Consider the following 23763-nt stretch of genomic DNA (forward strand, 5'->3'; position numbering starts at 1 on the left):
TAATACTAATGAACGGCACATGCGTGACTGTCGGGGAACCCGGACGCCCCAGATACCTAGGTCGGGAGACCCTCATCAAGTACTGGCTCAACGGACAGGTGCCTCAAGTCGGGAAACCCGCCCACGGCACTGTCCTCCCCAACGCAGTGCCTCCCAATGACTAATGGGACAGTTATCATCCTATCCCCCACTGGGGTAAAATTGGTTAATTAGACGAGTATATCTTAATTTCAGAAAGAATGTTTACTTCCGCTGAAAATTTTTTAAATACTATTTTTCTCAACGCTGAAACAAAAATTACTACTGCAAATAATACTCATAAAATTTTTGAAAAGAGAAGAGAATTGAGTAAAGTAAATACAAACTACAAATGTCATTAAAGGAAAACTTTTATGCAACTATCACCTCAAGAAAAAGATAAACTGCTCATTTTTACAGCGGCTCTAGTAGCAGAAAGACGTAAAGACAAGGGGTTAAAGCTAAATTACCCCGAAGCCGTCGCGTATATATCTGCTGCTATTTTAGAAGGCGCAAGAGAAGGAAAAACTGTGAGTCAATTAATGAGTGAGGGAGGAAAGTTATTGAAAAGGGATGATGTTATGGATGGAATACCAGAAATGATCCATGAAGTGCAAGTAGAAGCAACCTTTCCTGATGGAACAAAATTAGTAACAGTACATAATCCCATTCAAGACTAAAATCTCCCGAAAAGATGCAGAATTTTAGATTATGAGTTGAGAGTAAGGGCAACTATAAATGTATACAAGTAACAAAGTAGTGATTTATGAAGCTCCTAACTACAAGGGAAATCACAAGGAACTGGGAGAAGGGGAGTATAAGATTTACGATTTGGGAATTGGTGACAATAAGCTCAGTTCCTTAACAGTGCCAGCAGGCATGAAAGTCACGATATACGAAGACGAGGAATTTAGGGGTAGGAGTAAAATCTTTACTAGTAATGTCGATGACCTAAGAAATGTTCAAGTTGAAGGTAAAAACTTTAACAACGAGGCTTCCTCGATTAAAGTCGAAAAAATAGCAATGACTCCAGGACAGATAATAATTACTAAATCAGAACCAATCGAACTCAATGGTGGGCGAGAGATTACCAAAATTAGAGTTAGTAATCAAGGCGATCGCCCAATTCAAGTTGGTTCTCATTTCCACTTTTATGAAGTTAATGATGGCAGTCAAGACAAAAAAGGTCTACAATTTGAGCGCAGTAAAGCTTACGGTAAGCGCTTAAATATTCCAGCGGGGACAGCAATTAGATTTGAACCAGGAGATGAAAAAGAAGTTGAGTTAGTCCCATTCGGAGGTAGCCGTGAAATCTATGGTTTTAATGGATTAGTGAATGGATTTTTAGAGAAACAGAAAAAATGATTTTAAAACGAGTAAGGGCGCAAGCAAGAGCGCCCCTATTGTGCTGTAATTTATTTCTTAGAAGTCGCCATAAGATTCAGACAGCAGATTGAAGCCAAATCCGCTGCAACTTGCTTCCACGTAATCCCAGCATCATCCGAGAAAAAGACCTGACCGTCACTGGTTCCAAAAGCAGCCAGATTCCCTGACGTAGAAAGAGTTCCCGTGTTGATATTGTTATTGAACCACTCCGGCAGCCCTCGCTCACATTTCTCGAAGGCTCCTGGCTTGTCGAGTGGGTGTCGATAGATGGCTGCTTTGTGACCACTTGGACCAGTAGAAGCAGTCATCAAAATGGTTTCTTCACACACAGCTATGGCTCGTGCGTAAGCAGCATGTAGGTTTTCGTGTGAAAACCTCCAAGAATTCCCTCTATCTTTACTCACAGCCAGCCCCTGGGCTGTAGCCGCTAGCACAAGATCTCGATGAGATGGAACAGTCAGCACCTCATGGACATCTGCATGAAAGTCGATGGTAGGTTGCCATGACTTTCCCTGGTCATCGGAGCGCAAAATGCCTCCAACGTGCACATTCACGTAGAGTTCACCAGATTGACCTATAGCCATCGAACGAACATCTGGAGGACCACCCCACGGCGTATACCATTCATCTCGTCCCTCAGCCGTCTCAAAGCAATTGATGCGATTCGTGTTTCCGTCTGCAATGCGGATGAGATGAGCTTGTGATGTTCCGACTAGAACTGAGTCATTGTAAGGCAGGATGCAATTTAGCTTTAAATCATCAATTGAAGTTATTTGATGCCACTCGCCTTCTAGGTTACGATGCCATACCGAGTTGCGATCAACTATAACCCACAACCCATCTGGACTTGAGGCAAGAGCAGTGATGGAATGACCTTCAAGTTCAACATATTGCCTGGAATCGAGAAACAGCAAGCCATCAGATGTTCCTGCTATTATTACGGGTTTGTGTATCGTCGCAGAGGCATTGGCAAAATCTGTATCTGTTTGCTTGTGCGAAGTCGGCTCAACCTGCTCGACTATTTGCTGTAGAGTATTATCCATTGTTTGAACCTCCAAACCTCATCGGTGCTGCCACTATGAGCATCTGTTGCACTAAATGGCTCACTCCTTCAGCACCTACTTCTTAATCTACTGTAGTGAATTCGTTCAACCCTGAACTCAGTCCTAAGCATGAGGATAAGTGTCCATCATTTTAAGCAGGACTCTTATAGCTGCGTTTGTATGTAACGACTACTGTAGAATAGTGAAGATAGCTAGGGTCTGATTATACTAGCAGTCTCCAAGAGTTCAAGCAGGATAGATTAGCTATGCTAAAGTCAGCAGCTCGACTGGGGATTGGGGGACCAGTAGGAAGCGGAAAAACAGCTCTAATAGAGTCTATAGTCCCAACATTGATGAATCAGGGCATTGAAGTAGCAGTTGTCACTAATGACTTACTAACTACGGAAGATGCAGATCGACTCAAAAGTCGCGGATTTTTACCTCCAGAACGGATTGTCGGAGTAGAAACGGGTAGCTGTCCGCACACAGCAATTCGGGAAGATCCGAGTATGAATCTTTTAGCAGTAAAGGATTTTGAGTTACTCATTCCTGAATTAGACTTAATCTTGATTGAAAGTGGTGGTGATAATCTTGCCTCCACTTTTAGCTATGATTTGGTGGATTCGTATATTTTTGTGATTGATGTAGGTGCGGGAGATGATATCCCTCGCAAAAATGGTCCTGGCTTTGTACAAGCTGATTTAGCAGTGGTTAATAAAATTGATATTGCTCCTTATGTTGGTGCTGATTTGGAGTTAATCCGGAAAGAAGCCCCGGTATACCGTCGAGGTAAACCTATTGCATATACTAATTGCAAGACGGGAGAAGGATTAGACGAGGTAATCGATTTTATTCTGGAGACAGTTCTGTTTCGCAGTGCTTCTGTAATACATCAAAAAATTGAGGAACTGCACATGGACGCCGAAGTAGATGGACGCAGATGAGAAGCGCTATAACTTGGAGTTAGGGCTCAAGTGTAATCGCTTTGGTCAAACTATTCTCAGCCATCAATACACAGCTTATCCTTTGAGGGTATCTCCGGTATTTTATCTCGATGATGCTGATTTTCAGCGTGCTTATCTCTATGTTATGAGCACATCTCCAGGTTTACTGGCACAAGATGAGTTGAATGTATCTTTGCAACTCGCAGATCATACTAGCGTTTATCTTACGGAACAAGCTGCAACTAAAGTTCATTCGATGCCTATAGCAGGCTCAAAAGCGACAACCAATTATGAAATTGAAATTGGGGAAGGCGCAACGTTAGAATTTGTACCAGAACCGTTAATTTTCTTTACTGATGCGACTTTGGAGCAAAGTATAAATATCAAGATTCATCCAACTGGAAGATTATTTTTGAGTGAAATGATTTTACCTGGAAGGCTTGCTAGAGGAGAATTGTACCAATTTAATCACTATTTTAGTCGCTTGCAAGTGAGTTCTACTTGTGGAGAGCTATGGTTTACTGATGCGATGCGCTTAGAAGGAAAAGAAAATCTTTTTACTAAGACTAATCTATTTGCTTCTTCACCTATGATTGGTAATATAATTGTTGTTTTACCTGAGATAAATCTCGAATTTTTAAGTAAAAATGTAGAAAATTTCGAAGCAGCTAACTGCTCAGGTTTGACTGTCGCAAGCTCAATATTACCAAGAAACAAAGGTTTGCTGATTAGAGCTATGGCGAGTGGGACTCATGAACTCAAAAAGTTTTTAAAAAACGCTTTAAACTGCGTGCGTCGCTCTATTGATCAACCTCTTTTACCCAATGATTTATGACTGAATTAGCAGAAATTTACCTGGGCAATTCAAAAGAAAATGTCAGCTTATCTGAACGGATAGAAAAAGCTCGTTTTTCAGCACTTTGCTTGGAAGTTCATATCAGTCAAACTGATAGCCGTAAAGGTCGAATTCACGCTCACACTACCACTGGTGCGGCTGTAGGAATTGTGAAAAGTCGAGATTGGGCACTGCGGGAAGGAGATGTTTTAGAAACGGAAGAAGGTAAATTACTACTTGTTCATCTGCAAGAGCAAAAGGTCATGGTACTTAGTTTTACTAAGCCAGTTACTGAGCATCCGATTGAATTAATTCATCTCGGTCATGTCTTGGGTAATCACCATTGGCCTATTATTGTGCAAGATGGTAAACTCTACGTTCAATTAGCAGCAGATGTAGAAGTTATGGAATCAACTGTTCGGGATTTTCAGATTCCTGGCTTGCAGATTGACTTTGAACTGCGTTCGCCACAACAACATCTCGACTTTTCTCCACACAGTCATCACGATCACGGCTCATGAGTTTACCTGCATCCGTGTTCGCCCAACAACTCACCTTAATGCAGTTGTCTGATTCTTTCTTCCCCTCTGGCTCTTTTACTTTATCTCACGGCTTAGAATCCTTAGTCCAAGAAAATCAACTCCGTGGTTCAGAAGACTTGCAAACTTTTTTGCGGCTATTATTACGTAATAAGGTAGGAGTTACAGATACAGTAGCATTGATCCACGCCTACCGAGGAAGTGCGATCGCTGACTTGGAAGCAGTACGAACCGCAGATGCTCGATTATTTGCTCAAACCTTAGTTGAGAAAACGCGCGAAACCCAGCGCAAAAGCGGACGCGCCTTGCTCATGGTTGCCAGTTCAACTTGGCAAGATTCTCAATTAGACATTTTAAATCAAGATGCGGCTATTGGTAAAATTAATTGCTTACATCCAGTTGTCTTTGCTGTAGTTGGTAGAGCAGCTCTTTTGAGTGAACAGGATACAGTGCTGGGTTTTTTGCATAGCTTCGTCACTGGGTTGTTGGGTGCTGCTATCCGTTTGAGTGTTGTGGGACATCTGCAAGCACAACGAGTTTTGCTTCAGCTAGCACCAGAGATTGAGACAGCCTACCACACTGCTGCATCAATGAGTCTGGAGCAAATGTGGTCTTGTACTCCTACTATAGATATCGCCCAAATGCGGCATCAAAAACTCGCTCAGAGATTATTTGCTAGTTAATTGTTCTTACAGGGCTTAGGCAAAATAATCAAGAAATGAACAGCAAAGGACGCAAAGAGGAGGACACCTCCGTGCGGGGGTTCCCCCCGTTGAGGAGAGTGTCCGTCACGTTCGCGTAGCGTGCGCCTTAGCGCATAGTTAAGAGGGTTTAAAAGAGTTTTTGCGTAAGTCCTATAATCAACAAATCACAATCTAAAGGAGGAATTGAACAATAGTAGGGGTAATAACCTTGTGAAAACAGCATTATAGCCCAAGGTGAGAACGTGGGTAAACAACCCAAAATCTCATAACTGACCCTTGAATGAAGGTAAAAACCCTTCCCTTGAGGAGACAAGTGACTCCCTACCTGCCCACAGCGAGCTGATGAGTACTGCTAATCTACACTGCTATCCCACAAACCAATAAATTGATCACTCTCAACTAGGGAGGATAGACTATTCCAGAGAGTTCTTTCAACGCCCTCCATATTTGTGCTAATTTCACCACCGTAAAGTAATATACGGCTGAGAGCATTATTAAATAGGCGACAAACGACCTCTGGTAAATGCAAACATCCATTACAAGCTCCTCCCAAAGACTCTTCACAGTAGGGGTCAAACATACAGTCGCCTCTTTCTTGCAAAAGGCTTTGAAATGCTTGATCCAAACGCTGCTCAAAAAAGGTTTTCAGTCCGCCAAGAGAAAATTCTTGCAAGCGATTTACAAAAATTATTGTTTGGTTCAGACTAAAAAGTAAATGTTCAGAAAGAGCAGTTTCACCGAAGCTACTTTGGTCAGCGATCGCTTTAATTAAAAGATGATTAGCACTGTGTAGCGCCGAACTTACTAACCAGGGAATTAGAAAATCTGGAGGCAAAGTATCGTTAAATGCGGGACCACTACGGCTAGTAATCCGACTGTGGTGCTCTAATAGCCAGAGTGTTGGTTCGCTAATACTAGTTGGAGCGGGAGCTAAATTATTGGCATGGAGCCATCTAACAATCCGTTTGGCATCGAATTGGAACAAAAGGGCTTCAGTTTTAAGTTTGTAAACTGGCATGGGAATCCAATTTCCTTTTGGTTCCTCGCCTGCCAAATCAAAGTTCTTGCGGTCAAATGCCCACAATACAGAGGCTTCCGGTTGGTGAGATAAGCGAGTATATCCGTAGGCAAGATGCAAGACAGGCAAGTCTTTAATGACCATCACCTGATTTATGCCCAAGCTCTTACGCATTAAAGAACCTGCCGCTGACAAATTGGCATAGAATGGGGAGTTAATCCCAGCTAAATGTGTTACAGCCTCATCAAGGTTTTCAGCCTGTAAATCTAGCAACACAGCATAGTCACCGAGCTGTTCTCTAAGGGTACGAGCATTCTCCTGAGCAGCTGTTATATTTTCTCTGCGATCGCGTGTTTCTTTTTCTGTCTTAGCATCTCCTAATAGTTGTAGGGTATTGGGCGAAAGTTGCGTTAAAGCTTTTCTTAAGTCAGCAACAATTGGTCCACCAGCCTCGCTCTCTTTAACTTGTTTTCTGTTAGCTAGAATTTTTTTAATTTGTACCTCATCCAAGCCGCTCAATTGCAGGGTTTTCAGTAGTTGCTCTAATTCTTTTTGGTCTTCCTGACTGCCTTGACCAAGAACCCGAATAATTTCTGTTAATTCAGAAATATTTTTACACTGATGCTTAAAATAATCTAGATGTATAGCTAAAAGGATTTGAAGAGATTCAGAATAGCCAAGAAACTTCTCAACATTTGGAGTAGGATTAATTCGAGAAAGCGAATGAACTACCTGAAGCTTATTATCAGAAACGTTCGTCAAAGACATCATTTGGCTAGGCGGCTTACCTGTTTTTCCCTCTATAGAATTCACGACCTCAGAACGCTTCATGATAGAATTTTTAGGTAAAGGAAGGACTATTGTTTCTGCATGACTACAGCCGTCAACCTTACACCGCCATCGCTTTAGGTAGCCCCTTTCCAATACTAAATAATCTGTACCGTGATGCGGACAAATTCTGGGAGTTAACTGAATCATCGTGCCATCAGTATGAGCAAAAACAAAGGGTATTTCATTTAGGGTTGGATGATTACAACGATGGCAGGGTGCATCTGGGTCTCCTCTCCATTGCTTTATGTAACGAATAGCTCCGCAGTTGGCACACTCTCGAACTTCTAATCTTTTACCATTAACTGATTGGGTGATAACAAAAACACATTCTGCAGTGTAGTTTTCAAATGCCGTCATTTGAGCATCTTTATGCTCCCAACGATAAAGTTCTTGGCGCACAGCATCTTGTAATTTTCTGCTAAGTTCGTCTACTTTTCTGGCAAAATGTCTATAAACTTGAATAGTTCCGGCAGGAATTGTCGCAACACTTCCTGGTTCATATCGACGCAATACTTGACCTTTAGAACGGCTATATGCTGGCTGACTCATATATTTATTCCCCAATTTTAATAATTAGTACCCAGTAATCCGAATACCTGTATCGACATCCCGAAGAGATAATAGCAGACGGAAATCGTCAGCGATATCATCTTTTGTCAAACCATTGGTAACAAGATTACTTTCATTTGGATCTTGTACAATGCGTTCTATTTGAGACAAAAAAGCAGCAGCAACTAACTTCAAGGGTATATTAAAAACCTCTCCCTCTGGCAAAAGATCGGGGTTAATAGTATTAGGAATTTTACCGACAACAGTATTAATATCAATAGGCGAACCCCCTTTTCCGAGACCATGAATTAGCTCGCGCAATTTATCAAGTTTATCTATTCCTGCTAAGTCAATCACCTGATTTCCTCCTCGCGCCGCAGGACCATCAATATGAAGCAAGCGTCCAAGCAGTAAACCAAAAGCTGTTCGATAAAGAGCATTGTGAGCAAAGCGGTCAATGGGGACAGCTTCCACCATCTGATCTAAGTATTCGTGCGCTTTCACAAAATAGTCAAAAATAGCTCGTTCACGAGCGCGTTGCGGTCGAAATAATATGAATACTAAACCTGGAACAGTTCTGCCAGCACGACTTGATGCCTGAATGTATTCCGCTGTTGTACTGGGCCATCCGTAAAACAACATTAAATTAAGTCGGTCAATATCAACCCCGTGAGAAATCAAACTGGTTGCTACCACATCTCTTAGCCGTTCTGAGCTATTTGGATTCAAATCTTTTTGCCGTGTCTCCATCCGTTTTAAGACTTCTTTAACCACCTCAATCCCATCATCTCCAGAAAGAGTAATTGCTTCTGGAAGCATAGCATTGGCTTGGCTTTCTCCAAATTGATCTCGCAATTCAGCCTTTACTTGTTCATTAATGGAGCGTCGAATATCAGAACCATCATTTTTCGAGTTTACATAAGTACAGCAAAGGTCATGCTCATCTACTAATTTTAGAAATTCCTCATCAGTTAAAGAACTAAGTCCATACTCAACCTTATATTTTGCAGGATTGTTGCGAATAATTTCTAACTCAGTCCGTAGGGCTGAAATTAAAGCCATTGCTGCATCAAGGGGATTAGCCGCTGTAGGACGTAACCCCACAAAGCCTCTAGTTACATATCGGCTATGCTGGTTTGCATAGAAACTACGTCCCTCAGCAGGTCCTCGCACTGGAAATTGAGAAAGTTCTCGCCAGTAAAGATGTCTAGTTTGTTGCTCTGCCCCCTCAATGGTAGCAGTTGCAGCCAAAACCTTTGGACGTATTGCCCCCCGTTCTTCGTGAATAGAATCAATCAAAGCTTCGTAGTGACCATCAAAAGTTCCTAATTCTTCGCGTAGTAAGTGTAATTCGTCCTGAAAAATCAGAGGGATGCCAGGATCAACAGGTGCGCTGGAGAGATGTTTCAATTCTCGTCGAGTACATCCACCAACCGAATCCTGTTTGTGACAAGTGTTATTCGCTACAAAACCATGTACAGAACATATATCTGAGACACCACCAAACAAAGTGCGGCTAGCAGGACGAAATGTTATATTGGCAATTTTGTCAAGAGTTCCTACCAGTAGAGTTGGCAGTCGGCTGTAAATATCTTCATCAACAATGTAGAGTGGAATTTCCCGACCACAAGCATTTTGAGGTAAAGGTTTATTTAGAGAACCGCAACGATGCCGAAGTTCTTTTGTTTGTGGATCGATAAAAGTGTGAACTTCCTCTAATCCGCAGTAGGGGCAGCGCATTACCATGCGATACTGCTGGATTGAGCCGGGAACGTATTGTCCTACATCCGCCAAACTTAAGTATTTAGGAAGCTTTGTTATACCTGCATCTTGCATTTCCTTTTTAGCCTGTCCTATGTATTTTCCGAGTTCATCGGGAACAGACTTCAGAGAATTTGGACTGTTATCTCGACCGCCGTAATAACCTACTGTGAACTCAGCAGTATTGGCTAAATCGGGTTGCTGTTTTCTGACTTCATCTGCAACAACAAGAGTATCCAGAAAACGTTGCAATTGCTGGTAAGTGAGCAAGCGTAGGGGATAGCGCAACCAAGCGACTACGCCCCAATCCCGACTCCGCAGGCGGTCAAAAAATGCTTGAGTAAGGATGATTCCCATCACAGCTTCAGATTTACCACCGCCAGTTGGGAAATGAACCACGGCAGCATGGTCAATCTGTGCCAAGGGATTTTTGGTGAAATCTCCAGTCCATTTTCGTGCTGCTAGTGCTACAAGATTAGAAACAATGTAAACAATTTGAAAAGGTCGCCAGTTCTCATAAATTGCTTTTTTACGTTGCTTGCGCTTTTCATCAATCTCGACAAATGTCTGATTCATCAAATTAAAAGCCCGTCGAAGCATGGCATATTTTGGATTTGATAAAACCTGAATACCTAACTCAAAGCGCTGAATTTCTTGCTTAAAATTATCTAAATCGGCTTGAGCTTCAGCGTTATCCTGATTTCCCCCTGTTTGTGGATGTTTTTGATTAATTAATGCTTGCCAATTATCTCGATATTCTCCCATTTTTAGCAAAATGGATTGGAGTATTTGAAGGTCAGCATCTCCATCATTGATCGCCAAATATTTAAAAGGAGCTTTAATACCAGCAGTATAAAGTCTCTTTTGCCAATAAATGGGTAAAAACTCAGTCCAGATACGAACAAAGCCCTGATTCTCATCAAATTGTGGTGTACAGTTAATTCCTTGAGCAGGAACGGTTGAGTCCACTTGGTAAGATATTTTAAATCGAGATAGTTCTATCGGCTGCCACATTTCTTGTGGTAATTTAATTTCCAGGCAAGCTCCAAATAAACCTGTATCTCTGGGATCGCCAAAAATAGCTATCTGGTCACTCTTATTTCTCAAAAATAGACGTAGTCTCGTTTGTCCTCCTAAAGTTCGTTTTTGTGCTTCAACTGTAACCTTGAAATTAACAGGAGAAACTTGACCTAACGGAATATCACTGTCAGCAGTAGTCTTGTCATTTTTACCTTTATTTTTTTTGTTAGTAATTCGCTTACGTAGTTCAGCTTGTAATTCTTTATAATTTTTATCTTGATCTAAGATAAATTCGGATCCGGTTAAATCATCAATTATTGGATTAAGTCCTAGTAGCCAAGATTGTGAATCTGCTTGATGTATTTCAATTATCTTTATGAGTTGGTCTGTAATATCCTGATTGAGTTTAGTAAGAGTAGGAGAACCATCGCCGAATAAATCCTGAATGATAGAACTGATAGAAGCACTTATATCAAAGCGTTGCCACATTGGTCTTAATGACCGATCCGCAGCTTTACTTAAATCAAGTTTAGGCAGGAAAACACTAAAGCGAATTTTTAACTCTATAGGTAACTGCTTTTGCTCCCAATCTGTAGCTAAGTTAATTACTAAACCACAATTACTAGGACGGAAAGTATTCTGTTGTTGGCTACTTACTGATGAAACTGCTGGTAATGCTGAGAGATAACCAGTTGGCATCAAACGTCGAGGTTCAGTTGAGCCTGTAATAACACTCCGATGGTCAGATATTCCTGTTATGTGACCATGTATACGCCGATAAAAATTTTCAACAAATTGCAAATGTTGTTCTTGTCTTTGAGAATCAGATACATTCAAACCTGTATCACTGAGAATATCTTCTGGCTTCATAAATTACTCCTGCACCTTATCTAAAAAGTCGATTTATTGGATACTCAGGTTTTTGACGAATCATTTGAGGTTTAGACTTTACTTTTAACACCAACATGGCATCTCGCAATTCACCAACAGTTATAAAAACTTGCTCGTATTGAAAGACAATTTCGTCTGATTTCCTCTCCTTCCATCCCTCTTGAGCACAAGCAGATATAACTTGACCAAGTTGTCTACGCTTAATTCTCAGGTCATTAGCCTTTAGCCAAAATTCTTCAAACCCTGAACGAGCCAGAGGTGGTAAAAACCAAAAGAAATGCTCTTGTTCACGAGGTAAACTGAGGAGGTCATCACCATTTATCCAGTAATACTGGATCGTTTCTTCTCCAATAGGTATACCCGTTTCACGCAGAATTTCTCGGCATACAGTTCGCACATTTAACTTTTTAACCTGCTGCTTTACTAGCTCGCGCCATGCATCTAACTGTATGCGATAAAGATAGTTAACTTTGGTATCTTCCAATAAACCAGCCTTTTGAGCAAACAACTCATCACGGGTCATGCCATCAAATAAAATAACTTTTGTTTCAGCAGTTATTTCTCTGACAGCAACAACCTGAGCTTTTTTACCTGATAACACCAAAAAATCACTACCAGGTGCTACCCTGATTTTTAATCCACGTTCAAACTCAACTAGATAATGGGACTCCAAATTATTTGAAAGATAATTTTTTAAACCTGTGTCTAGAACACTTCCACTCAAGTTACTGAAACTTTCTTCTAGTTCAGATATATTAATATTCTTAGTTAACTTTGCCGTTCCTGTATTAACTACTTGAACTGATGTGTATTCCGAACTAAAACCATAACGTCCTACTTGTGTTTTTTCAGTTAATATCTGCCAAGTTTTACGGTGCAATTCTCTAGCATCAACTTCCAGATTGCTCCACCACCGCTCGGCACGTTCAGATAATACTGACCACATTAAAACATCTATATGCCGGAAGAAAGTAGTTTGGAGTATATCACGGTAACAAGCCTTTGGCTGACCAATAACTATAAGTTTTTTTCCACAAAATCCTCGAATTTCGCTGAGTGGTAAAATTTGAGGTATAGAATAACCGGAGTATTCTCCTAAAAACTTTTCTAAGGCATTAGCTCTTTCTGCATCTTCCACTGCAACGATAGTGTCTACATCAGATGCTTTAATAATTTCTATAAAGGGGTTAGAATTGAGTCTTTGTAGCCTGAGCGCAAGAGAGCTTAGAAGGTTATATAAAGTTAGTGCCTTGTCATCTTTGGATTTACTCACAGTATTTTGTAAATGCTTAAGCTTACTTTCAATAAACTTTCCCCATAGTAAATAAAAGGGTAACACTGGAGCAGAGAGATGTCGCCATATTTCCCATCCTGTTACTCCAACTATCCTCAATTGAGGTTGCTTTGCCAAATCGATTAGTAAAGCTGACGATTCTTGAAATAATTCTGAGATTTTTTCTTCATCTTCCGTATTAAAGTTAAAACTTTTAATAGTTACTTGCGCCTCTTTTAAAGACAGGCGTTTTCTTTCTAGCAGTAAATAACTCTCCTCAATAGGGTGAAGTGTTCCGCCGTTAGCAAAAAGACCCCTATCTGCTGGATAAGAACGTAGAGCGAAGAAGTCTACAGGCCAAAGTAAAATTCCCCAGGGGTGATTTTTTTCGCGGTATTCAATATCTCTCATTGCCCAAGGAGGAACAATACCCACCATAGGAATTTGTTTTTGTCTACAAAGGCTCGCTAACTTAAACGCTTCAGTTCCATAGCTAGATGGAGATGGGTAAGTTTGTCCTGATGGGTCATCAATTACAACTAGAGAGCAATATTGAGACTCCTTAAATAATTCAACAGCTTCTGAAAGCGATCGCACCATAACAACTCTTAGGCGTTGACTTTGGGATGATTCCTCAAATTTATAAGCAGGTAAACAAGCAATTTTCTCACTTAGAGCGCAATGAGTATCTTCTCTTTCTATGAGATTAAATGCCCTTGTTGTCCTTAAATTGGAGACTTTACCATTATCTTGAGGTCGAATCCAAATAACAAAATCTTTAGCTGATATTGCATGATGAGTATGAGAAATATCTCTTTCTTCTCTAAAAAGATGTGCATAATAGATAACTAAAAGTATACCTAGAGAAACTGGAGAAACAGGAAAACTAATAAATAATTGACGTTTTTTAGAAATACTTAGAGCAGATAAATAAGTTAAGTCTTTCTCTAGTGTATGTATTTGTATTGAGTTACTATTTCTCTTTAAGCATCCAAGTATTCGTTCAAACACTTGGTGTCTTACTTCTGAATTAAAACTCCCTCTGAAAATCTCTCCCCACGGTTCTTCTGTCAAACTCTGTCTAACTAAAGTTACACAGGCTTGAGCTTCATTTGGATCATCGTCTTTGGGTTGATCTGCTGTTTCTTGCTGTTGGTATCTATAACTGAAGTTTTCCTGAAAGGTTGTTGCCAAGGATGGTGTTACCGACGAAATACCTGTTACATCGAGACCAAAAGCTATATGAACAGCATCTGGTAGTGATGGCTCTGCTGGCATACACTCTATCCTGTTTATAGCTTACTAAATACAAGATATCCACCTTTTCTAGGTATTTACCAGAGGTACTTTAAAAATTCACTAATTAAATTAACTGATTGCAGTCATACAATTAAGAATTTACTTAATCTGGGCTGCTTCAGCCTTACTTTTCTTCGAGCGATTAAATTTACAAAATTTTCACAAAGTAGTTCTGCAACTGAATGTCAATTTTAGTAACCCAGTTGGTTAACAATCATCTAGCTGTCTAATCAATGATTCAGCAATCGCCTTCGTCAGTATAGGAGGTACAGCATTACCAATTGCTTGGACGACTGAACAGTACTCGTGTCCCAACCGAAAATCGTCTGTAAAGCCCATTAATCGAGCCAACTCACGAGGGGTAAGGGTTCTTTCATACTGATAATGGTAAGCAAAATCTGCATGACCTTGCACTGTAGGACTGTGACCTTCTGGAAGCAGCCGACGGTAAGCACTGTAGTGCTTGCGCCTCAGCTTACCACTGGTTGAATCACTAGGGATTTTATAAGTTAAGGGTTCAGGTAAATCTCTCCAGTTACCCCCAGGAATCACCGCTTTCAATCGCATTCTGGTCTCTGGTAATATACGTGGAACTGCATGACCATCAGTTTCCTGCAAATGCTGTCTTGCCCATTTTTGATAGGCACTTTGAGGAGGAGTTGAGTAAAAGCAATTATTGCCAGGAGTTTTAGTTTCCAATATTGGCAGATCTGATATTGCCTGCTCTACATTGACTAATTGCAGGTCATTTGGATCAACCAAACGCGCAAGCCAAGGTTCCTCAAGCTTTGGATAGTAAACTATTTTCCCGTTCTGCTCATCTCTTTGCCACCAAAAATGATAATGAGGAATATCCAATCCTTTTGGAATAATTGGAACCCGCCCCACATTACATCGAATACCCAATACAAACAATCTGGTTCGTCGAGAAGGATTTCCAAAATTTGCTGCTTCTACTACTGCATGGGCTACTCGATAGCTATTTCGTCCTTTCAATCTGCCCAGAAATCGCTGAAACACTCTAGAATTTTCTAGCTGAGGTACATTTTCGTAAATAAAGGCAAGCGGGTTTAACTCACGTATAATATCAGCAAACTTGATTGCTAGCCGATTATGTGGATCTGAATCTGTATCCTGACCATTACGAATTTGTGTGAAGCCTCGGCATGGACTACCACCAACAACTAAATCAACTCCACCATGAAATTGAATTTTTTCAAATAAAATTTTGATATTTGAAAGTTTAGAAAGGTCAAGATTTAATACTTGAGTATTGGGTAAGTTACGCTTGTAAAGAGCAAGTGCAGGCTCAGAATTATCTACTGCCCATAATGGTTCGATAACTCCTGTTCCCTTTAATCCCCAAGATAAACCACCCATTCCACAAAATAGGTCTAAGGCTTTCAGCGCCATCAAATTATCTCCTAAAAACTCAAATAATCTGTACAGTTCAAATCAATTATTGAGACCTACTTGGGTTATATTGTTTCTTTCTGAAGATGCGCTAAATCTTTAGCCTGCGGAGGCAGGCTTTGTTTGTATAGCCCCTTCACCCTGTGGAGAAATAGAGCGCAGCCTCATACAGAATTGGTATTAGTTATATTTCGAGAGCATAATCAACACATACTCGGTAACCTCCTTATCTCAAAAATATTTCCGCATTATTGCTAAACTCACTCGGCTAGGCAGTATCATAACTTACTACGGACACAAAACAATCATTCAACTTGGCAAACTGCTGTTTGCCGTCAATAATCAAATTTGCCTGTACAAACACGGATAAAGGCGACGTGATCGCGATATTTCGGGTCTATGTTTGCTTGAAATTTGAAGACAAATCCAGAAAACTCTGGATATATAGGAGTCACTTCACCAACTGTGGTACTATAAGGACCAGGTTTGAGCGTATACTCAAGAAAATATTTTAAGAATAACTCAACCCCGAAGTTGGTAATGGCACTACCAAAGAAAACGGGCGTCATTTTGCCTTGATGAACCAATTCCAAATCTATTCAGATCCGACTCCTTCTAGGAGTTCTAAATCGTTTTTGCCGTTGTGTTTGGCGCATATTTTGATATGATTTGTCACGAAAAACATGATTAAAGCGCTATAGCGCACGATGTTATATGGCGGTGCGCTATAGCAAAGCCTTAGCGCACCCTACGGTTTACTTTATACAAAGTGATTACTCTTGGGATACTACAAAGATATTAAACATGAGTTATTTTATGAACCGACGGGAATATACCAATACTTTTGGTCCTACGATTGGCGATCGCATCCGTCTTGCTGATACGGATTTGTTCATTGAAGTGGAACAAGACTACACAACCTATGGTGGTACGCTTTACGGGGAAGAGGTTAAATTCGGTGGTGGTAAGGTGATTCGGGATGGTATGGGACAATCCCCCATTTCAAATGCTGATGGTGCGGTAGATGTGGTGATCACCAACGCCTTGATTCTTGATTGGTCAGGCATTATTAAAGCAGATATTGGTATTAAAGACGGGAAGATTTTTAAAATTGGTAAAGCAGGCAATCCGTACACACAAGACAATATAGATATTATTATTGGTCCTGGCACGGAAGCGATCGCAGGAGAAGGTAAAATTCTGACTGCTGGGGCGATTGATACTCACATTCACTTTATCTGTCCTCAGCAAATCGAAACTGCGATCGCGTCTGGTACGACAACTTTAATTGGCGGTGGTACTGGTTCTGCTACGGGTACTCTCGCGACGACTTGTACCCCTGGTCCTTGGAATATTTACCGCATGCTACAAGCGGCTGATGCTTTCCCTGTCAACATTGGTTTCTTGGGCAAAGGTAATACTAGCAAACCTGAAGGGTTGATAGAGCAAGTTGCTGCGGGAGTCATGGGTTTAAAGCTGCACGAAGATTGGGGAACCACCGCGAATGCGATTGATACTTGTCTTTCGGTTGCAGATGAGTACGATGTACAAGTCGCAATTCACACTGACTCTCTGAATGAAGCAGGATTTGTGGAAAATACTATTGCTGCTTTTAAAAACCGTGTTATTCACACCTTCCATACGGAAGGTGCAGGTGGTGGTCACGCGCCTGATATTCTGAAAGTCTGTAGTCTAGCTAATGTTTTGCCTGCTTCTACTAATCCCACTCGTCCCTATACTATCAATACTTTTGACGAACATCTCGATATGTTGATGGTGTGTCATCACCTCGATAAAAACATTCGTGAAGATGTCAAATTTGCTGAATCGAGAATTCGTAAGGAAACAATTGCGGCTGAGGACATTTTGCATGATATGGGGATTATCAGTATTATGTCTTCTGATTCTCAAGCAATGGGAAGGGTAGGGGAAGTGATTACTCGCACCTGGCAAACTGCCCATAAGATGAAAGTACAGAAGGGATTATTACCTTCTCCTGGTCATCCTCACGAAACCCATGATAATTTTAGGGCAAAACGCTACATTGCCAAATACACCATCAACCCTGCGATCGCTCATGGCGTTGCAGATCATATAGGTTCTGTTGAAGAAGGGAAGCTAGCAGATTTGTGTTTGTGGAAGCCAGCATTTTTTGGCGTGAAACCAGAGACTGTGATCAAAGGAGGAATGATCGCTTACTCACAAATGGGCGATCCTAACGCTAGTATCTCCACTCCGGAACCAGTTCATATGCGTCCGATGTTTGGTCGCTTTGGCGGTGCAATGGCTGAAACTTCTATAACTTTCGTTTCCAACGAAGCCTTGAAACAGCGTATACCTGAAAAACTTGGTTTAAAAACTCGAACAGTCGCAGTTTCCAAAACACGTGAGTTGAAAAAAGCAGATTTGAAACTCAACGACGCTACTCCACAAATTGATGTTGATCCAGAAACTTTCCATGTCAGGGTAGATGGGAAGTTGTTAACTTGTGAACCTGCTACGTCATTACCTATGACACAACGTTATTTCTTGTTCTAATTATTAGAGCTTTTTGTTGATTCTAGTGTCAAGAACTAGGGATGTAAGGGGAGCCAGTGCTCGGAAGCGAGTTTCACAGGCTTAGACGCCCGCCAGAAGGTGAGGGGAGGGGGTCGCAGTCTTGGACGCCACCTGCCGTGGTTTCCCCCATGTTAGCGGAGCGAGCCGTAGGCTGCGACTGCTGAACGGGAAGGGCGGATGAGTATGGGGTTTAAATCCCCACCGTCTACAGGGGAGGCAGTACTGTAGGAGGATCTCCCTTAGGATAAGAGCGTTGTCTACAATCGGTTGGGGTCGCGCATCCCCAACAGAAGTGATTCTGACTCAGGAATTGCTGTTGGTGCAGCGGGGCGCAGCCCATTCTGACTTCTTTTTAATGACTTTATTGTCATGCGCAATTTACTTACTTTGCCATAGCATTGATTGGCAAATTAAGAAAGAAAAATAGCAAATCATGTAACTTTTCTTTGCAATGTATTTGAACGAAGCTAACTTGAAGAAGTAATCACGGCAATACCCTATAGCAATTCCAAAAAAAGTACTATGTAACACTAAAAGTGAAAGCTTTAAAATGTATATCCACAAATCAATAACGCTCATTTACATAATTAATAAAAAACAAGCAGACATTATTTTTTAACTAAAGTATATTTGACTGAAAAACGGAAAAAGAGGATAAGTAAGATAAGTGGGATAAGTAAGTATCTTATACCAACTATTGATTTCCCAGAAAATTCATGATATCTCTAAATAAAAACAGTGGTCGTACAACTTTTCAATTAAATATTTACCGGAGAATATAATCATAAAAAAAATCTTTTGATTATATTCTTTTTGGTATTTTCTGCCGACAATATTTAGTTAAGGAGTTGACAATAAATCTGAATAAATCTTTTGTAATCCTAGCAGTTGGTATGTTTTCTGTATCAACGCTTTCTTTGTTCATGAATTTCAATTTAGGTTCATCATGGAGTGCGTTCGATAATATTTCGCCCACTTAGAGGATGTTAGAAAAGTCGGCTACAGAGTCAAAAAAACTCTCAAGCTGTAAGCTGCAAATACGCAGTACAGTACCCAGACACTCACGAGTCAATCATACTGGAGCAATGTTTGAACGAATCTAGTGGGAGCCAAACAGCCACTTGAGAGGAGCAAACAGAGGCTATATGTTTCGGTTGTAAGTATCTGGGTAAATAGCGGCTTATGATAGCAATGCCTTTATGCAATGGGTGATAAATCTTGTCACTGGATTGTATAGGTGGTGCTGTGAGCGCAATGGTTCAAGCCTTTTGTCTTATTACCCAAACAGTGGGTAGTGGAGGGTACCAAAAGCTTGCTCAATCTGTGTCGGAGTTTGAACAAAGACTACAACCTATTACCGCCAAACAGTAGAAATATTTGTCTACATTGCCATGATGCGTATTGTGGTGAGGCGATTGGCATGACTTTTTTCCCTAATGACTTTTCAAACATCCTCTTAGAACTTGGCTGATAGACATTACAGATCATTGGCTTTTTCAATTTCGTAAACCAGGGTAAGCAAGAAATTAATATGAGATTTTCTGATCTGAGTCAGTTTGATGATGATTTTTTCATTGAAACAGATTTATGTATAGTGGGTAGCGGACCAGCTGGTCTATCTATTGCAAAAGAGTTTGCTGGGACGAAGATCAAAGTGTGGATTCTAGAAAGCGGCGGCTTTGAGAAAGAGAGTGATACGGAAGCTTTATGTAAAATCGAAAATGTAGGAGTTTCACGAAAAGACAATACTCGTAATCGGCTTTATGGTGGAACCTCACATACATGGACAGGTAGATGCGCCCCTTTTAATCCCACTGATTTTCAAAAACGATCTTGGATCCCCTACTCGGGATGGGATCTTAAATACGAGGAATTAGAACCATTATTAGAACGAGCAGGAAAAATTTTGGGACTTGGACCAAATTGTTATGATAATCGACTTTGGGAGTTGTTTAAAGTTTTGCCTGCTACACCTAATATGGACTCAAAATTTTTAGATACGACATTCTGGCAATTCAGTAAGAGTCTTAAAGAACGAGGAGAACCAATAAGGTTTGGACGCGATTTCTTCATTGACAATAGTCCAAATATTGAAGTTCTTTTGCATGCCAATGTAACCCATATTAATACAAATGAATTGGGGACTTGCTTTGAATCAGTTGAAGTGAGAACTTTAGAGGGTAAGCGTGCGTTTGTGAAAGCAAAAGCTTTAGTGCTATCCTGTGGCGGGATGGAAAATGCACGACTACTTTTAGCCTCCAACCGAATTATTCCTAATGGAATAGGGAATCAAAATGATGTGGTTGGTAGATTTTTAATGGATCATAGTTTGTGTGTCATAGGTTCTTTTGCTCATCAATCTGCCTACAGTGTACGAAATCGATTTGGACATTATTTAATAAAAGATAAACAACAAACTCATGTTTATCTACATGGACTATCACTAAGTCCAAAAATTCAGGAGCAAGAAAACCTATTGAGATGTGATGCTTATCTAGAAGAATACAATCCACTACCAAATGATTCTTGGTCAGCAATCAGGCGACTGAAAAGTACTCTACGAAAACGGGAGTGTATTAAGCAATCAACTCAAGATATATTCACCATATTGTCTAATTTTAGGGAGATAAGCTCAGGCTTTCACCGCCGTTACGTCAAGCGCCGTCCTCCACTCATCAAATTTGAACGTATTGAGCTTCACTGTATGCTAGAACAGTTACCTGATCCAGAAAGTCGTATTACTCTTTCTAGCAACCAAAAAGATAGATTGAATATGCCACTAGCCAAAGTCAATTGGAAAGTAAATTCGTTAGAACGACAAACTGCTCAAAGAATGAGTCAATTGATTACGCAAGAATTTCAAAGAATTGGCTTTCCTACACCGCATCTTTCTGGTTGGTTAGACAAGGAAGAAAATTGGACGCAAAACTTTGAGGATAAAGCTCATCACACTGGAACAACGCGGATGTCAGCTAACCCGAAAGAAGGTGTTGTGAATGTAAATTCTCAGGTTCATGAAGTAAATGGTCTGTTTGTTGCGGGAAGCTCTACATTTCCTACTTCAGGTACTGCTAATTCTACGTTAATGATTGTTGCATTAGCATTGCGTTTAGCAGATCATTTGAAATATAACTACTTTAAAGCCTCATAAAAAAAATGGTGTTGCGTTATGCATGAATCAAAAACACCATCAATTTGTTCGCTTAACTGCGAATTTTAGGTTTGAACTTCAGTCTTAACGGAATCGTATTAACCCAACTCCCGTGTTGAGCTTCGGTTCACACGGGAGTTGGGTTAGTGGTTAGTTAATCACTAACCACTAACTATTTGAATTTGTCGGTTGTCCAGAAACGACAGGCGCAATACTACTCAATTTCAATTCTGGATGGTCTTCCTGTAATTGGTTACAATTCCATTCATTGCGGAATAATAACACCGGACGCCCCATGCTGTCTTTTACTGTTGTTGTATTAAAGACACGTCCGATTTTATTCAAGGCTTCCCAGCCGCCCTCAACCCAACGCGCGACACTGTAAGGCAACAATTCCAGCAGAGTTTCCACTCCATACTCATTTTGCAACCGGAACTGTACCACTTCAAATTGCAACTGACCGACTGCAGCCAAAATTGGATCGCGTTTCGCTTCATCCACTGAGTACATAATTTGCACAGCCCCTTCTTCCCGCAATTCGGAAACACCTTTTTGAAACTGCTTAAATTTAGAAGGATTTGGGTTACGCAGAACTGCAAATAACTCAGGCGAGAAATAAGGAATTCCCTCATATTCCAGCTTTTGACCAGTATAAATGGTATCGCCGATCGCAAACACACCAGGATTGTTCAAACCAATCACATCACCAGCGTAAGCAACATCTATGGATTCCCGTTCTTGAGCAAATAATTTCTGTGGACGGGATAAGCGAATCGTTTTGCCAGTGCGCGCATGACTGACTGTCATATCTTTCTCAAACTTGCCTGTACAAACACGGATAAAGGCGACGCGATCGCGATGTTTCGGATCCATGTTTGCTTGAAGTTTGAAGACAAACCCAGAAAACTCTGGATATATAGGTGTAACTTCGCCAACCGTGCTATTATGAGGACCAGGTTTGAGGGCATACTCAAGAAAGTCTTTCAAGAATAACTCAACCCCGAAGTTGGTAATGGCACTACCAAAGAAAACGGGCGTCATTTTGCCTTGATGAACCAATTCCAAATCTAATTCGGGTCCCACTCCTTCTAGAAGTTCTATATCGTTTTTGAGTTGGTAGTAGAGATCTTGTTCTAAAAGTTCTTCTATTCTGGCATCGCCTAAGTCAACCACTGTATCGACAGCTTCGCGACTTCCGTGGGCGCTTCTTTCAAACAGGTGTATTTGTTGTTCTTTGCGATCGTACACACCTTTGAACCGATCGCCCATGCCAATGGGCCAATTCACAGCATAAGTTACCAGGCCCAATTCCTGCTCAATTTCGTCCAACAATTCCAAAGGTTCCCTTCCTGGACGATCCAACTTATTCACAAACGTGAAGATGGGTATACCGCGCAGCTTACACACTTCAAACAACTTCCGTGTCTGGGGTTCTAAACCTTTCGCCACGTCAATAAGCATCACAGCATTATCTGCCGCTGCCAAGGTACGATAGGTATCTTCACTAAAATCCTGGTGTCCAGGCGTATCTAACAAATTTATCTGACAGTCCTGATAGTCAAACTGCAATACTGTAGAGGTAATCGAAATACCTCTTTGCTGTTCCATTGCCATCCAGTCAGAGGTTGCTTTACGCTGTGCCCGTCTTGCCTTAACTGCGCCAGCTTCATGAATTGCTCCTCCGTACAGTAGTAGCTTTTCTGTCAGTGTCGTTTTCCCAGCATCTGGGTGAGAAATAATTGCAAAGTTGCGACGGCTATCAACTGCTTTGTGTAGTTCTGACTCAAGTTCAGTAGACATAATGCTATTTGATTACTTGTAACTTAACTTAACTTAACTTTTTCCAACTTTAGTAAGTCTTTTAATCTTAAGACAACAACGCCTATGTAGTAGACCTATCCAAAAATCGATTTTTAGTGCAAGCGCGGGGTATTGGTTTCATAGCCATTTTTGGATAGGTCTAGTGGTCGTTATATAATAACCAAGTCAAACTGAAGGAGAAAAAAACAGTGTACGATCCAGATAAGCGGAAGATTTTGTCAGCACTGAGTCATGGTGCAATTTTCTTGAGCGCTACTTTTGTGTCTGTCGGTCTACCCATAGCTATACTCTTTTTGTCTGAAGACCCAGTTGTCAGGGAAAATGCTAAAGAATCCATTAACTTTCATTTAAATGTATGGCTTTTTGGAGCGATTGTGACAGCATTGATATGGGTCAGCTTCGGTTTGCTGTTACCACTCGCAGGTCTATGGTTTCTCATCCATTGGGGACTAACAATTTGGGCGGTTTTTCATGTTCTTACCGATCCAGATCAACCCTTCCGCTATCCCTACATTGTCCGGGTTTTTTAGTTTTTTGTCATCCGCCACTCGTTAGTCATTGATAAGATTACTCGCCCTACTAGTACATGACGGCGCATTGAGCGCACCCATACCCTGCACCGAAGCCCTCCGGGTATCTCCTGCACCAGACGCTACGCGTATCTCCTACGGAGACGCTGCGCGAACGCCCTTGGCGTGCGCTTGCGCT

Annotated in this window: 16 protein-coding genes and 1 pseudogene; 10 read left to right on the top strand and 7 right to left on the bottom strand. The window is 41.0% G+C overall.

Features of this window, described 5'->3' with window-relative positions:
* Nucleotides 1-392: 392 nt before the first annotated feature.
* The gene (gene ureA, locus AC5590_RS21800) at nucleotides 393-698 is read left to right on the top strand and encodes an urease subunit gamma (protein WP_169157792.1); all 306 of its coding nucleotides are present in this window, start codon (nucleotides 393-395) and stop codon (nucleotides 696-698) included.
* A gap of 343 nt (nucleotides 699-1041) precedes the next feature.
* Nucleotides 1042-1383, top strand: a complete 342-nt coding sequence (locus AC5590_RS21805) for an urease subunit beta (RefSeq protein ID WP_169265529.1) — start codon at nucleotides 1042-1044, stop codon at nucleotides 1381-1383.
* A gap of 50 nt (nucleotides 1384-1433) precedes the next feature.
* On the opposite strand, the gene AC5590_RS21810 is transcribed toward AC5590_RS21805, so the two are convergent.
* The gene (locus AC5590_RS21810) at nucleotides 1434-2447 is read right to left on the bottom strand and encodes a WD40/YVTN/BNR-like repeat-containing protein (RefSeq protein WP_169265515.1); all 1014 of its coding nucleotides are present in this window, start codon (nucleotides 2445-2447) and stop codon (nucleotides 1434-1436) included.
* A gap of 266 nt (nucleotides 2448-2713) precedes the next feature.
* On the opposite strand from AC5590_RS21810, the gene ureG reads away from it, so the two are divergent.
* From ureG to AC5590_RS21830, 4 genes are read left to right on the top strand one after another with little or no spacing between them, the layout of a single operon-like run.
* Nucleotides 2714-3391, top strand: a complete 678-nt coding sequence (gene ureG / locus AC5590_RS21815) for an urease accessory protein UreG (RefSeq protein ID WP_169265516.1) — start codon at nucleotides 2714-2716, stop codon at nucleotides 3389-3391.
* Nucleotides 3378-4226: an urease accessory protein UreD gene (locus AC5590_RS21820; protein WP_169265517.1), complete on the top strand. Its 849-nt coding sequence runs from the start codon at nucleotides 3378-3380 to the stop codon at nucleotides 4224-4226. Before ureG ends, AC5590_RS21820 begins: the two co-directional genes overlap by 14 nt.
* On the top strand, nucleotides 4223-4747 hold the full coding sequence (locus AC5590_RS21825; protein WP_169265518.1) for an urease accessory protein UreE: 525 nt from the start codon (nucleotides 4223-4225) through the stop codon (nucleotides 4745-4747). The genes AC5590_RS21820 and AC5590_RS21825 overlap by 4 nt, the downstream gene beginning before the upstream one ends.
* Entirely contained in the window at nucleotides 4744-5448 is a 705-nt protein-coding gene (locus AC5590_RS21830) for an urease accessory protein UreF (protein WP_169265519.1), read from the top strand. Before AC5590_RS21825 ends, AC5590_RS21830 begins: the two co-directional genes overlap by 4 nt.
* Before the next feature lie 373 nt (nucleotides 5449-5821).
* Here the strand turns inward: AC5590_RS21830 and AC5590_RS21835 are convergent, their stop codons facing one another.
* From AC5590_RS21835 to AC5590_RS21855, 5 genes and pseudogenes are all read right to left on the bottom strand, one after another.
* Nucleotides 5822-7867: a hypothetical protein gene (locus AC5590_RS21835; protein ID WP_169265520.1), complete on the bottom strand. Its 2046-nt coding sequence runs from the start codon at nucleotides 7865-7867 to the stop codon at nucleotides 5822-5824.
* A gap of 24 nt (nucleotides 7868-7891) precedes the next feature.
* Complete coding sequence (locus AC5590_RS21840; RefSeq protein ID WP_169265521.1) at nucleotides 7892-11518, bottom strand: helicase-related protein; 3627 nt, start codon at nucleotides 11516-11518, stop codon at nucleotides 7892-7894.
* A 16-nt stretch (nucleotides 11519-11534) separates the two neighbouring features.
* Nucleotides 11535-14090, bottom strand: coding sequence for a DISARM anti-phage system protein DrmE domain-containing protein (locus AC5590_RS21845; protein ID WP_211178473.1), 2556 nt, complete (start codon nucleotides 14088-14090; stop codon nucleotides 11535-11537).
* A 228-nt stretch (nucleotides 14091-14318) separates the two neighbouring features.
* Nucleotides 14319-15524: a DNA cytosine methyltransferase gene (locus AC5590_RS21850; RefSeq protein WP_169265522.1), complete on the bottom strand. Its 1206-nt coding sequence runs from the start codon at nucleotides 15522-15524 to the stop codon at nucleotides 14319-14321.
* 341 nt (nucleotides 15525-15865) lie between these two features.
* A pseudogene (locus AC5590_RS21855) lies at nucleotides 15866-16161 on the bottom strand (peptide chain release factor 3); the annotation flags it as partial.
* Nucleotides 16162-16328: 167 nt separating this feature from the next.
* On the opposite strand from AC5590_RS21855, the gene ureC reads away from it, so the two are divergent.
* From ureC to AC5590_RS21870, 3 genes are all read left to right on the top strand, one after another.
* Nucleotides 16329-18062, top strand: a complete 1734-nt coding sequence (gene ureC, locus AC5590_RS21860) for an urease subunit alpha (RefSeq protein WP_211178474.1) — start codon at nucleotides 16329-16331, stop codon at nucleotides 18060-18062.
* Between the two features lie 274 nt (nucleotides 18063-18336).
* Nucleotides 18337-18510 (top strand): hypothetical protein, encoded by a 174-nt coding sequence (locus AC5590_RS21865; RefSeq protein ID WP_169265524.1) that lies wholly within the window; start codon nucleotides 18337-18339, stop codon nucleotides 18508-18510.
* A 1104-nt stretch (nucleotides 18511-19614) separates the two neighbouring features.
* Entirely contained in the window at nucleotides 19615-21234 is a 1620-nt protein-coding gene (locus AC5590_RS21870) for a GMC oxidoreductase (RefSeq protein ID WP_169265525.1), read from the top strand.
* A gap of 168 nt (nucleotides 21235-21402) precedes the next feature.
* Here AC5590_RS21870 and prfC read toward each other — a convergent pair whose 3' ends face one another.
* Nucleotides 21403-23034, bottom strand: coding sequence for a peptide chain release factor 3 (gene prfC, locus AC5590_RS21875; RefSeq protein WP_169265526.1), 1632 nt, complete (start codon nucleotides 23032-23034; stop codon nucleotides 21403-21405).
* Between the two features lie 209 nt (nucleotides 23035-23243).
* Here prfC and AC5590_RS21880 point away from each other — a divergent pair, with 209 nt between their 5' ends.
* Nucleotides 23244-23585, top strand: a complete 342-nt coding sequence (locus AC5590_RS21880; RefSeq protein ID WP_169265527.1) for a DUF4870 domain-containing protein — start codon at nucleotides 23244-23246, stop codon at nucleotides 23583-23585.
* The last annotated feature ends 178 nt before the right edge of the window (nucleotides 23586-23763 follow it).

Source organism: Brasilonema octagenarum UFV-OR1, from assembly GCF_963888615.1.
Lineage (GTDB): Bacteria > Cyanobacteriota > Cyanobacteriia > Cyanobacteriales > Nostocaceae > Brasilonema > Brasilonema sennae.